Genomic DNA, 12,648 nt, shown 5'->3' on the forward strand with positions numbered 1-12,648 from the left:
ATATACTTTTTATAGGATTATGGATGTTATGGTTAATATGTAACAATATTTGTGAGGTTAAGCTCTTGGCTTAATGTTAATTATTTACTCATCTTTGATATGGATAAAATAAAAATAATGCATATCGTGCAATCTCCTGGTGGGGTTGCTCGTTATCTTTCTATGTATTTGAAATATTCGGATAAGAATAGATTTGAACATATATTGATTTGCTCTTTGGATTATAAAATAGAAAAGATGGAATATTTAGTCGAGCATATAGAATACTTATCTATGGGGAGACAAATTTCTATAATAAATGATGCAAAGGGAATTTGGGCTATACGGAAATTTATAAAAAAGTATATGCCAGATGTCATATATATGCACAGTAGTAAAGCTGGTGCTTTAGGAAGATTGGCAGATATCGGATTTAAAAATATAGTTTTATATAATCCTCATGGTTGGGCATTCAATATGAATAACATATCTGTAATCAAAAAAAAAGTGTATGCATTGATTGAGAAGGTGTTAGCTTATAAAACTAATATGATAATAGCTATTTCTGCTTGGGAAAAGGAGAGTGCTGTAAAATATAAAATTTGTTGTTCGGATAAGATTCATATTATACCTAGTGGTGTTGACGTATGCTTGTATGATGAGGAACGAGGTAGATATGACTTAAATAGGAGCAAATTGAAGCTACCATTAAACGCTTATGTAATAGGTATGGTAGGAAGAATATCTTATGGTAAAGGCCCTGATTTATTTATAAAAGCAGCTGCACTTATTAAAGAAAAAATTCCTAATGCTTTTTTTGTTATTGTTGGAGATGGTGAAGAAAGGGCATCTGTTGAAAAATTACTTTCAGAGATGAGACTAAAAGATGACTTTCTTATAACTGGATGGGTTTCTAACCCGATAGAATATATCCAACTCTTCGATCAAGCGATGTTATTAACTCGTTGGGAAGGATTTGGATTGGTGTTAACAGAATATATGTTGGCAGAAAAACCTATAATTACAACTAGAGTGGGAGCAGTTCCTGATTTAATGCAGCAAGGAAAAAATGGCATAATGATCGATGTCGGAGATATCGAAGGAATTGTTGAAGCCTCATTTAAGTTATATGCAGATAATCAATATAGGCAGACACTAGTATCTAATGGACGTTTAACTGTGCGAAATTTATATGATATACGCTGTACAGTAAAGGAACATGAACGTTTACTTATGAGTGTAAGATATTGATGATTTAAAAAAATAAGAAATGGTATAAAATAAAATGTTGAGATGTAATAAACACGTGAGTGTTTCGCATGTGAGATGAAAAAATGTAGGTCCCTAGCTTCATGCTGTAAAAAGCATGATTCTCCTACATTGTGGATTGGAAATAGCACGACGGTGCATTTCTGATCTACGCCCTGACATCGGAGGTTAAAGCCGATGTGAATTTCCCACTATATCAACTGTCTGTGAAGATCGTTGATATTTCTTTTTATTCTCATAATACTGGATAATAATATCAGATTTCTTTGTTTATATGTTGAAATATTTGTAACTTTATAGCATAGAAAACAGTAATAAGGAAACGATGGAACATTCAGATTTTGTAGTGAAATGTTATAATAAACAAGAGTTGGCCCAGATGTATTTTCCGGATTTGACAATTCGTGCTTCGGTCAATAAACTCCGGAGGTGGATGCGGAGATGCAAGCCGCTGATGAATGAGATACTATCTACGGACTTTCATCCGAAGACAAAGGCATTTTCTGTGAGAGAAGTACGGCTTATTACCTATTACTTGGGAAAGCCGGGAGAACTATAAATGATATAAACATAAAAAAGAATTACGGGAGACTGCACTTTCGCCAGCTCCCGTAGTTCTTTTTATATATCCATATACTCCTTTTGACTGTCAAAACAAGGACAAGCCTTATGAATCGAAGCACTAAGCTGATAATGTCCCAGGATTTGCGCATCCGGATACTGATGTTTGAGAATCGTCAACAAGTCAAGTAGCGCGAAGCGCTGCGCCTGTGTTCTCGTATCCGCCGGACGACCTTCTTCATCCAAACCACCTTCATAGCAAATTCCAATACTATGCCGGTTGAAACCTCGCACATGCGCACCGGGCTCCGATACCGGGCGACAATGATGAAGTTCCCCGTTACGGGTGATGTAAAAATGATACCCTATGTCCTTGAAACCTCGTTGCAGGTGACATTGTCGAAGCTGTTCTACGGTGAAGGAAACATTGCAGCGCGTTGCGCTGCAATGAATCACCAACAACTTAATCTCACGTGGGAGATAGCTTTCTTCTGAATATTCCATATCGGTCAGCAGGAGATTAATGCCCCACGCAGGACGTTACACCGATAGCTGAAATGATTGAAGTCGCGATAGTCACGATAAACTGGAGAATGTTTTTCCAAAGTTGCTTTTTCATATAAATTTGAATTAAAGAATAAATACTACTGATACATCATAAACTCAATAACCAACCCGTAACTGACGGATTAAGCTGCCGGATCCGGAGCTTCCCCGCTGCCGGAACCTCCCTGATTATCATCACCGCCATCATCAGGAAGCGGATCTTTATCCGAATCAGTGGAAGAATCACTCTTATATAATGTATAATCCAACGTCTTACACAACTTGCGGAGATCACTACCCGGATAGAAGAGCACTTTGCCCTTATTGATGCACGATGCCTTGAATTCCTTTGCCGTATCGGTAGGAGTACCGGTCTTGATACTCATACGGAAATTACCCAAATCCCCCATCTGGACGATATTTCCTTCCTCCAGTACATTGACGATTTCGAGCAAAAACTCACCGATACAACCTTCCAGTTCACCTTTGGAATAAGAAGAACGTTCAGTGATACGTTTACAAACTTCTTTGACCGTCACTTTACGACCGCTACGCGCCACTGCATAGTACTTCGGAGTTTCATTAGGTTTCAACAGGTTCTTACGAGCCATGAGAGTGTAATTCTGTGCCATAACTTTTAATTTTAAATCATTAATTTTTAATTGCCTTGTAATCGATTACATGACAAAAGTACTACATCGGGAAAGCGGCATGACGCATAGTGACGCACACAGGCGTACAGATAAAAAGAAAAAACACCGGGAGATTTGTATCGAAACTTCCCAATGTTTGATTTCAATCATTGCGATGTTTTTTTCAAATCTCCCGATGTTTTTCCGGACTCTTCAAAAGGACAAAAGGACAAAAAGGACAGATGTGACTATTGCTCATTCATCTTGGTGTAAGAACCATGGGATATCTTATTGATCTTTACTCCATTAAGCGATTTTAGCAGACGTGTTACCTTACGATGGTTGAAATCATATTTTGCGCCAATCTGAATCGCTTCATCTGTCGTGAAACTGTCGGGCAACTCTTGAACGAAATTACGAATAGTGTCCGGATTCTTCAGTGGACGGACCGAAGGAGACGGCATGGATGAGTGCAACAACCGGCTATGCTCGTAACAACATAGAACGATTTGAAGAGAACGCTCAAAATCAGCATCCGTGCAATAAATCTCGGAAGAAAGATCGGATGCCTCAAATTGCCGGATACGGGTCTGGATCATGCTGATGCGCATCACCAGAAAAGCATAGCGTTTCACTACAGCTTGGAGGTCATCGTTGCCTTCCAATGCCACCTCGGACAGCATACGTGAGAAAATCTCATTCAGACGGTTCCATTGCAGGCGGTTGAAATGAAAAAGAACCGGATGAGCCAGGCAGAAGTTATATAATTCAGAAACACGATGCGCGATCGGTTTGAAAGAATCTTCCAGCGAGATGCAGTCGTCGCCCATCTCTTTCCAGTGTGGAGCCTCTCGGAAAGTGTAAATCAGGGTGCGGCTGGGCAATCCGTTTTCGTAGCTGCTCAATAGGCCGTCTATTTGTCCGGGAGTACCCGTCAGCAGCAAAGCCAATTTGGGATGGCGTATATAGATTGGAATGAGGCCGTTGGCTTTGTAGGAAGACTCTATATTTTCGTGCTCAAAAGCCTTGCGGAGCATATCGTCGAAATCAGATGATTGGCTGTGGATAGCGTTTGTGCTTCCGTGTCGAAAATGATGCTTCCCTGTGGACCGTTGTCTTGCATCTGCATTTGCATGCGGGTATAACTGGTGGTGGCAGGAATGAATAACATCTTGAAAGGAGGTCTTTGCGGTTCTTCGGAGCATGCATCTCCTTTCTTTTTCTGTTTTTGACATTCTGATTGCCAGTTATTATGTACAGTCTGGTAGTTTTTCATCATGGATTCACTGGTGGAAAGAATTTCTGAATGTATTTCTTCCAACAGGTATCGACCGGTTTGGGCGATGCTTTTACCACTGGCGGCAGGCGAAAGTATGACACTGAATATATGCGTGGAGTATTTCTTATGATTATAAATTCCGAAAGTCTGCGGAAGTGCTGCGCTCAAGGCTGTGAGATCGGAAAGGAGAGCGACATCTTGTTCGCGTTCGCTTCCGTCTTCAATGATACAGTCATTCAGTAAATCGGGAAGATTATTGTACAAACTTCGGGGAAATAAAGGAGTTCCTTTCCGGAATTCCTCTCCCAACCAATAGGCTTCGTCGTCGGCATCGGAATTTTCTGTAGTACCATAAGGTCTTTTTGTCCTTATGTCCTTTTGAAAGGAAGGCCCGTTGGCTGGGGTGGAAGTGGGTGTGTGTTCATTAACTTGTTTGTATCCAGACAATAAAACACTCGTTAGCTCTTCGGGACGAAAATCCGTGTGTTCGAAAAATGCGGTAAGTTCGCGTAATATGCTTTCTTGGGGATAGTGCCGACGGCAGGCTTCACAGGCAAGTTTGAAGACGTTGGAATGGCGTTGACCGGCTGTTAGCGGATGAAAGAAAATATAGGACGAAATAAATTGGGAGATTTCTTCTTCAGATACATTTTCCGGTTCTTCTTTTACAGGCGGTTCCAGAACAAATGCCTGATAAAGACTGGCAATATAACCGTTGGGGGAATAGCTGAAATAACAGAGGCGGCTTTCATCTTTACACGCCGGATCGCTTTCCAATCCGAGCAACTGGTTGTAATAACGGCTCACCAGTTGTTGCCCCTCACGATGGCGGCCTTCGATACCTTCCACATAGGCGAAGACTTTCACACCGTCGGTCGGACTTTCTATTGCTGCCACCGTATGAGGATCTGCCGCGCATCGTTGAATAACTTCCAGACGATTGGCTACATGGTCGTAATCAAGCCCGACAATATGGCTGGGGAGCAGAAAATGTTTGATGGCATGCGCTCCGTCAAATGTGCCCGCCGGAGTGAAGCAGGGGAGTTGACTCTTCAATTTCTGTGCGGCGGCATGGTCTCCTTCCGCATGATATCGGCGGATAGAGTTGATAATCGTTGCATAAACAGGATGAATACACATGATGATGACCTCAAGGAAAGACATGACTTGGGGCTTTTTTGAATACACGTTTTTGTAAACTGAGACTTTGATTTCTTCTAAGACTTTCATATAAAATTGTTTTTGTAGGATTGCGCTACCTGATTATCAGATAACGGGAACAAAGGCCGGGATATTAAAAATAGGGTTGCTTCCCTATGTGGATAGTACTTGATAAAGCAAATAAAAAATGAAATATTATAATTTATTAATCATCGAGTGACATGGCAAAAGAAAAACAGGAACCTTATGAGTTCTTAAGCAATTTGGTATTGGCTTTAATGGATACGGATCGTATTTTTAGTAACAATTTTTTCATAAGCGAATTAGCTATCTCTCCTAAAACATTAGGGGAGATAAGGCGGGGAGAGGATATGTGCATTTATCAGTATGTACGGGTGATCCGGTGTATGACGAAATATCTTCATTTAATCATTCAAATGGATATGTTGCTGAAGGAGTTAAGAATCGTACTGTCTTCCCATTGTGACTTGGTGGTCGCTACGGTTCCGCACCGTTCTTGCGGAACTTGTCAGCCGACAGAGTGGGTGGTAGTGATGCATTGGGATGGAGTGAAATTGTGATGTGGAAGTTGACAAGCCGGAGTTTTTTGTCACTAACCTATTTGTTATTCAATATTTTGTATAAATTTGTAGAATAAATAATCAATCTATCGAATATGTATATGTTAAGCACAATAATCTCTCAAACTGGTGAATGCAATGCACAGCACGCGCCAGACCCTTGTTTTTTAAATCAATGGGGGTATTCTACCCTTTTGTTAATCATTATCGGGATAGGTTTAGTATACCTGCTTTTTAAGAAACGGAAATTCTTGGTGGATAACCTGAAATGGATTGCAGGTACAGTATTTATTGCAGGTTTCCTGATATATTGGTACGCTTTTAATGAGGGAGGGAGTGACAGTAATTCGATAGCATTGGCATTTAGGTCTGCTCTGTCTTCTATGGAAATGTTCGCTTCGCATTCCGATCTTTTGGAGGTTCCTAAAGAACTGCATCATGATCCTTTCTACATGACGATATTTTCTGTGATACATTTCCTGGCCGTTATAGTGAGTGCGGTTTTTATCATTAAACTGTTAGGATTCAGATTCATCTCATGGGTGCGGTTATGTGTGGCGAATCTTCCAAGTAAGAAGAAATGCCGGCTGTTTATTTTCTGGGGTGTCAATGATAATGCGATATTGCTGGCTGACAGTATAAGAAAAAAAGCGGCAGAGCCAAAGGGGAAGAATGAAGAAGGATGGGAGAATTGCAAATTCATTTTTGTGAGGTTGCTTTCTGCTAATGAAAGCAGTTCTCATGGTCGGTTCACATTCAGTCATTTCTTTAATTCGTCTCATGACGGAACTGAAAAATTCATAGAAAAGATAGAAGAGCTTGACGGCATACTGGTTAACTCTAAATTTGGAATTACAGGCCGGGTTATAGATAAAGTCAAATCGGAATTTGATTTATACAAATATCTCGGATTGAGGAGATTGGGAAACCTAATCAAGAAGTACCCGCAGGCAACTTTCTATTTTTTGTCTCCCAATGAAGAGCTGAATCTGGAGGCGGTGTCTGTTTTTAAGGAAATAGCGAAATGTAAAGAAGACAGAGTCCATAATCAGGTTCAGATTTATTGCCATGCGCGTAAGAACAACCAGAACCAGAAGTTGGAAATATGTGATGGGTTGAAACATCAGATTCATATCATCGACTCGTCTAATCTTGCTGTATTGCAATTAAAAAAGAATGTAAGGAATCATCCCGTGAATTTTGCAGATGTCGATACTTCGAAGGCTTGTGTAAAGAAACCTTTTACGTCGATGATTATTGGTTTTGGAGAAACCGGGCGTGACGCATTTCGTTTTCTATATGAGTTTGGGGCATTGATCGATGCAAATGGCAATAGGAATCCTCGAAAAATATATGTGGTTGATGAACATATGGATGAATTGAAAGGTGATTTTTTAATGAAAGCACCTGCCTTGAAGGAGAGGAAAAATGAGTTGGAATGGTGTGAAGAAATGTCTATCCATTCCGAACGTTTCTGGGAAAAACTCTCTGAAATCATTCATGATCTAAACTATGTTGTAATTGCTATAGGAAATGATAATGAAGGGATGGCATTGGCGATTGATCTCTACGAATATGCCTATCGATATAGGAAGGATTGTTTCAATGACTTTAGGATTTATCTGCGCGTCAATGGAAGTTGCAACACCATTCAGCTGAAGCAAATAAAAGAGTATTTTAATATTTATGGCAATACCCGGGATGTAATCATAACTTTTGGAGCGCAGGAAGAAATATTCTCATACGATGTGGTATCGACAGATGTGCTTGAAGTATTGGCAAAGGAATTTTATTATGCATATCAGAAAATTATGATTGACGCAATGCCTGGAATGAATGAGAAGGAAATTGAAGAGAAGAAGAAAGCGAAGGAAAGCCTGAAGCAAACAGCGGAAGAAGAATGGAATGCGCGTAGAGAGGCATTGCGGGACAAACATAGCTTGGATGCACAAATTAAATTGGCTTATCAGGAAGAGCAGGATAGGGCTAACGTATGGCATATCGATACCAAAAAGTTTTTAGCCGGGGCCATGGGAGAGGATGGCAAAGATAATAAGGAAAGGTTGAAAGAAATGGTTGAACTGACGCAGCGTGAAGCCCATACATTGAACTATTCTAAGGTTTGTGATGTTGTTTCCAGTACATTATTTGATAATTTGAGTAAGTGCGAACATTTGCGTTGGAATGCATGTATGGAACTGCAAGGATTTGTAACGTGTGACGGAGATAAAGATTTTCAGCAGAAGAAGCATAAATGCATCGTCGATAATGATGTTTTAAGAAGTAAATATCCGGAAACCATCCCTTATGACCAGTGTGTGGTTGAGCTAAGTTTTAGATTGAAAAAGAACTGAAAATTGTTCCGCTAATATATAAATAATGAATCATAAAATGAAAAAGTATATTCCCAATCCGGTGGATACAGGACATATCCAACTCCCGAAGGAGTTGGAATACCTGGTAGAAGAGATGGCTAAGAATGTTCATGAAGTCTGGTCGAAAACCAGAATAGAACAAGGTTGGACGTATGGAAAAAAGCGGGATGATGTGTTGAAGCAGCATCCGTGCCTGGTTCCGTATGAAGAATTACCTGAAGAAGAAAAGGTGTACGACAGAAATTCTTCGGTGGAAACCTTGAAACTGATTATGAAACTAGGGTTCAAGATCTCGAAGGATGAGGAATAGGCGCTCTGCCTGCATCCAACAAGATAAATGGTGCCCAATATTTACTGTCTGCATATCCGTTCTCACGAAGGTACTGTTGTGCTTTGATAAGAGCCTGTCGTTCGGATAACCCTGAAATGATGTTCTCATAGAATTTAGTCATGAGAAGCATGGAGGCCTGGTCGTCAACAGCTGAAAGTGTCATGAGGATGGTTTGTACTCCTGCATTTTTGAAGCCTCGTTGAAGACCGAAAAGACCATCCGCACCAAGAGTACCTTGACCGGTGTTGCAGGCAGAAAGAACAACCATACGACAACCGCGGAGGTTTAGTACACTGATCTCATCTGCACGGAGCAGTCCGTCGTTATTCTCTTCCGTGGCATTGGCGCCGGACATAATCAGGAAGCAATGCTTCATCGCATCATCGGCTTCACGTCGCTTCAATTCTTTATAGTCTCCGTGAGTAGCTATGTGAATTAACGAAACAGCTTTGCCGTCGAGTGCCCGGAACTGCTTTTCCGTTCCGTTTTCACCTACGAATAGATTGGTTTTAATCTTCTTTTCTTTCAACAGGGAATTTACGTTATTTACTTCATTGAGCGTATATGGTAACTCATGATACCCATTCTGTCCGTTACGGAATTTCCCGGAGTTATGATCTGTAGAAACAATATTGCGGACTTTGGTTGAAGCCATTTCGTAGTCCAATCCTCCGAAAAGTGCGGCTGATGAGTAGTTCAGCGAAACTCTGTCGAGTGCGATTTCTTTTGTTGACGATAAACGATAGACGGCTTTCCGGAATGCTAACGGCAGGTTACCCGCTCCATACGGAAGATATTCTACAGGCAACTGGTGAAGTATCCCGTCAGGTGAAAAATAAATGGTATCCGCTTTGCTGATATATTCATCCAGCGCTTTCCAGAAATGTGCCCCGTTTTCGGTTGCGGTGAAAGCCGTAGGCGATTGCATCTCTTTCAATAGCAATTTCTGACTCATTAACTTGATTGCGGTGGGAGACGCGTCGCCCGGACGAAGTACGAAAGCGGCCAGATGTTTGTCCGGAGCTAGTAATTCATCGTCTATGAGAGCAAATTCTATGGCGATGGAGTTTCCATGCAGATGCTTTTGTACGTCTTGCCATTTGACGGAAAGATAACGGGTATAGTCGCCGAAATCAGTAGACTTTCGCATCAGGTTCAGTTGCAACTGTTCATACTCCTCTTTCTGGCGGATGATATTTTTCTGTGCTTCCGTCTGATTGGTTGCATTCGGGAGTTCACTTTGCATGGATAAAATTTGTTCCGCCATAAGGGCAGCCTTGTTGTATTGGTCGAGCAGAGACTTATCTCCCGAAGCGCGGATCAGAGACTCCAGTTCAATAGACGAATTAAGCATAATACCTTTCGAAAACAATAATGCATCGTAACCTAACCGGGCAAAACGTTGTTTTTGTTCAGGCGTACCTGTTGCGGCGATATTGGCTGCACGGAGGGGAATACTGTCCAGTGAGGAACGGATATCCTTCCAGAATGCCAGGCGTTCATCGGCTTTCGAGAGACGGAAAAGATTACGCAGTGCGGTTGTTTCGCCGGAGAGGAAAGGTTCCATATAGGCTAATGCCTTGTCGGTCTGTCCTTGGGTATAATAGATATCGGCGATAGTCCCTAATGCGGAGACATACATCAACCCGTCTTCTCCCCATTGCAGGCGATAAGCATCCAGTTGTTCAAGACTCTCTTTTAATAGCCTGTTTAAAACCGCCATTCGCTGACGTTCCGCATCCTGTTCTGTCTGTCTGGCGGCTGTCTCATTGCCCATCATGGTGTGGCAACGATTCAGACTGCTAAGTGCATCCTGATATTTTACATCACTATCGGGAAGAACTTTGTAAATGTCTGCAGCCAGTTGGTAGTTTGCTGCCGATTCTGCATATTGTTTCTGTCGGTATAAGATACTTCCTCTGGAACGGAGAATTTCCCCCATCTTGTCTGACTTATCACCCGTCGGAAGCTGTTTTTCGGCTTTTGCAAGTATTTCGAGGGCTTTTCCATACTCCTTGGTAAATCCATAATTACGGCATAATGCAATGGAGGTGTCTACATATTTGTCCAGTCTGTCCGGCAACATCTGTGCATAAACCGACAGTGCCTGGTTGAGCATACGATTGGAGGCCTCATACTTGGCAGCAATGCTATAATTGAGTCCGCCCAGATAAGATTCCAATGCAAATTTAGCCTGTTCGGCAGGATTGTTGCGAAGGATGTCTGCTGCCAGTTCGTAGTATTCGCCGGCGGATGCGTGATCTTGTATTCCGGAGAGAAATTGCGCATAGTAGTGGCGTACCTTAAAAACGATCTCCTTATGAGTATTCACATCGCATTTCTTTAAAGCATCCAGAAAATGTGCCCTTGCCTTGTCGTTGTCACCTATACTGGCAAAATACTGGGCGCGCTCGGTCAGGCAACCGGGCTCGTCGCAAGGCTTTTCCAGTTCTTTTTTATTGTGAGCTTCTGCCAATTTCATATATTCCAATACTTTCGGCTGATTGTTCAATTCCAGATAGATGGACGATATCCAATTGAGAAGTTGCTCGTATTCTTTTGAATCGTCAGGAAAGATATTGAAGGCCTGCTCATAATAAGTTACCCCTACGTCTTTACGTTCCGACAGGTAGTACAACGAACCTATCTGCTGGAGTTGACGGGCTACTGAAAGGGACTTTTCGCCATACCTCTTTTTACTGATGGCTATTTCTTCTTCTACGATGGCACTTGCTTTATCCATTTCTCCTAAAGCTATGTAGCAGCGGGCGAGATTGAGATGAAACATGGATGCCTGTTCGGGACGAGGCTGAATGCGACTGCACAGTTCCCATGTCTTGCTGTGAATTTCTGTTGCTTTATGATAGTCTTTTGCAACAGTCAGGTAGTAGAGTCCTGTGTTGTTCAGGGAGGAAATATATTTGATATCTGTTTCACCCAGTATGGTCTTGCGCATATCTGCTGCCATTTGTGTATAGGTTAGTCCTTCGGGACGCTCCAGATTCAGATAACAGCGGCCTAAAATGTGCAGGCAGGTAGCACGTTCCGCACTCTGTGTCTTTCCCGTTTTGACATATAATTCGTCCGCTTGTTTCAGTTGGGTAATGGCGGTTGTGTAATCTTGTTTACTTTCTAGTTTTTGAGCTTCTTCAACCAGTAGGTCGGCTTGGCTTGCAGTCTGTGAATAGGCTGTCAGACACAGACAGGCTAATAGAGATAGAATGAATTGTCGCATATAATAGAGATTTTAGTGGATTAAAATAAGATCAAGGCAAAGCTCCCGTCTCTCTTGCTTCTATTGGTGATCGAGACGATGATTTTATACCGCTCGTCCGAGCTAACCTTTTCTTTTCGGAAAGGAAGCCCTTTCCGGACGCTGTCATTACATTTGTATTCCCGTTCACTTTTCGATTGATAACCGATTGTCTTTATTTTCCAACTGAAAGAACGGTTCACCTCTGCCACACAGCCTATCTGCGAGGTTCCCGAACAGCTCGGAATCTCGAAAGTACAGGTCTGACCGGCAGCCACCATTTTGGTATCTAATCTTACTTTGTTGGCGGAATCCTTATCACCTCTCATCCTCGCTTCTGCTGCATACTTGTCCGCGATTTCATAGATTGTTTCATTATCAACGCAGGCTTGAATAAATTCGTAATCAAAGACCAGATGTCCTTTCAGGCTCAAGACATCGCCCTGAGTTTGTTTGACGGTTAATGGGATAGGGGCTGCATCACGCAGCGTTTTGCTTACTGCCAGCAGTTGCTCACCACTGGCAAAGCCGCCTTCCAATGCTTCACATGCTTTCTTACAGGCGTCGAACACCATTTCAAAGGGTGTCGTTGTCTGTGCATTGACACTTATTTGCCCTCCGATGGAAAAAAACAGGAGGATGAATACTCTGAAAATAGTTTTCATGCTCATTTTTATTCTG

At 41.9% G+C, this 12,648-nt stretch carries 10 protein-coding genes and 1 pseudogene; 5 read left to right on the plus strand and 6 right to left on the minus strand.

Features of this window, described 5'->3' with window-relative positions:
- Window positions 1-99: 99 nt before the first annotated feature.
- Complete coding sequence (locus tag I2I13_RS21190) at window positions 100-1,230, plus strand: glycosyltransferase family 4 protein (RefSeq protein WP_195650443.1); 1,131 nt, start codon at window positions 100-102, stop codon at window positions 1,228-1,230.
- Window positions 1,231-1,573: 343 nt separating this feature from the next.
- Window positions 1,574-1,807: a DUF4248 domain-containing protein gene (locus I2I13_RS21195; protein WP_004296628.1), complete on the plus strand. Its 234-nt coding sequence runs from the start codon at window positions 1,574-1,576 to the stop codon at window positions 1,805-1,807.
- Between the two features lie 62 nt (window positions 1,808-1,869).
- On the opposite strand, the gene I2I13_RS21200 is transcribed toward I2I13_RS21195, so the two are convergent.
- The 4 genes and pseudogenes from I2I13_RS21200 to I2I13_RS21215 form a co-directional block, all read right to left on the minus strand.
- Window positions 1,870-2,313 (minus strand): N-acetylmuramoyl-L-alanine amidase, encoded by a 444-nt coding sequence (locus I2I13_RS21200; RefSeq protein WP_195650444.1) that lies wholly within the window; start codon window positions 2,311-2,313, stop codon window positions 1,870-1,872.
- A 16-nt stretch (window positions 2,314-2,329) separates the two neighbouring features.
- A complete protein-coding gene (locus I2I13_RS21205) occupies window positions 2,330-2,428 on the minus strand; it encodes a smalltalk protein (RefSeq protein ID WP_004303901.1) in 99 nt (32 codons plus the stop codon).
- Between the two features lie 70 nt (window positions 2,429-2,498).
- Window positions 2,499-2,987, minus strand: a complete 489-nt coding sequence (locus I2I13_RS21210) for an HU family DNA-binding protein (RefSeq protein ID WP_148367888.1) — start codon at window positions 2,985-2,987, stop codon at window positions 2,499-2,501.
- A 248-nt stretch (window positions 2,988-3,235) separates the two neighbouring features.
- A pseudogene (locus I2I13_RS21215) lies at window positions 3,236-5,496 on the minus strand (DUF3987 domain-containing protein).
- A 152-nt stretch (window positions 5,497-5,648) separates the two neighbouring features.
- Between I2I13_RS21215 and I2I13_RS21220 the strand changes: the two are divergent.
- The 3 genes from I2I13_RS21220 to I2I13_RS21230 all read left to right on the plus strand — a co-directional run bounded on the left by I2I13_RS21220 (window position 5,649) and on the right by I2I13_RS21230 (window position 8,693).
- A complete protein-coding gene (locus tag I2I13_RS21220; protein ID WP_195650445.1) occupies window positions 5,649-6,008 on the plus strand; it encodes a hypothetical protein in 360 nt (119 codons plus the stop codon).
- Window positions 6,009-6,103: 95 nt separating this feature from the next.
- Window positions 6,104-8,362, plus strand: a complete 2,259-nt coding sequence (locus I2I13_RS21225; RefSeq protein WP_195650446.1) for a hypothetical protein — start codon at window positions 6,104-6,106, stop codon at window positions 8,360-8,362.
- 37 nt (window positions 8,363-8,399) lie between these two features.
- Window positions 8,400-8,693: a RyR domain-containing protein gene (locus I2I13_RS21230; RefSeq protein ID WP_217723579.1), complete on the plus strand. Its 294-nt coding sequence runs from the start codon at window positions 8,400-8,402 to the stop codon at window positions 8,691-8,693.
- On the opposite strand, the gene I2I13_RS21235 is transcribed toward I2I13_RS21230, so the two are convergent.
- A complete protein-coding gene (locus I2I13_RS21235; RefSeq protein WP_195650447.1) occupies window positions 8,668-11,949 on the minus strand; it encodes a CHAT domain-containing protein in 3,282 nt (1,093 codons plus the stop codon). The two genes, I2I13_RS21230 and I2I13_RS21235, sit on opposite strands and share 26 nt — an antisense overlap.
- Before the next feature lie 20 nt (window positions 11,950-11,969).
- Window positions 11,970-12,632, minus strand: a complete 663-nt coding sequence (locus I2I13_RS21240) for a hypothetical protein (protein ID WP_229128693.1) — start codon at window positions 12,630-12,632, stop codon at window positions 11,970-11,972.
- Between the last annotated feature and the right edge of the window lie 16 nt (window positions 12,633-12,648).

The organism is Bacteroides sp. D55t1_190419_B8 (genome assembly GCF_015558905.1).
Classification (GTDB): Bacteria; Bacteroidota; Bacteroidia; order Bacteroidales; family Bacteroidaceae; genus Bacteroides; species Bacteroides vicugnae.

Bases quoted from the DNA above. Each gene is read 5' to 3' on its own strand.
- I2I13_RS21190 (WP_195650443.1), top strand. From the start codon at position 100: ATGGATAAAATAAAAATAATGCATATCGTGCAATCTCCTGGTGGGGTT.
- I2I13_RS21195 (WP_004296628.1), top strand. From the start codon at position 1,574: ATGGAACATTCAGATTTTGTAGTGAAATGTTATAATAAACAAGAGTTG.
- I2I13_RS21200 (WP_195650444.1), bottom strand. From the start codon at position 2,313: ATGGAATATTCAGAAGAAAGCTATCTCCCACGTGAGATTAAGTTGTTG.
- I2I13_RS21205 (WP_004303901.1), bottom strand. From the start codon at position 2,428: ATGAAAAAGCAACTTTGGAAAAACATTCTCCAGTTTATCGTGACTATC.
- I2I13_RS21210 (WP_148367888.1), bottom strand. From the start codon at position 2,987: ATGGCACAGAATTACACTCTCATGGCTCGTAAGAACCTGTTGAAACCT.
- I2I13_RS21220 (WP_195650445.1), top strand. From the start codon at position 5,649: ATGGCAAAAGAAAAACAGGAACCTTATGAGTTCTTAAGCAATTTGGTA.
- I2I13_RS21225 (WP_195650446.1), top strand. From the start codon at position 6,104: ATGTATATGTTAAGCACAATAATCTCTCAAACTGGTGAATGCAATGCA.
- I2I13_RS21230 (WP_217723579.1), top strand. From the start codon at position 8,400: ATGAAAAAGTATATTCCCAATCCGGTGGATACAGGACATATCCAACTC.
- I2I13_RS21235 (WP_195650447.1), bottom strand. From the start codon at position 11,949: ATGCGACAATTCATTCTATCTCTATTAGCCTGTCTGTGTCTGACAGCC.
- I2I13_RS21240 (WP_229128693.1), bottom strand. From the start codon at position 12,632: ATGAAAACTATTTTCAGAGTATTCATCCTCCTGTTTTTTTCCATCGGA.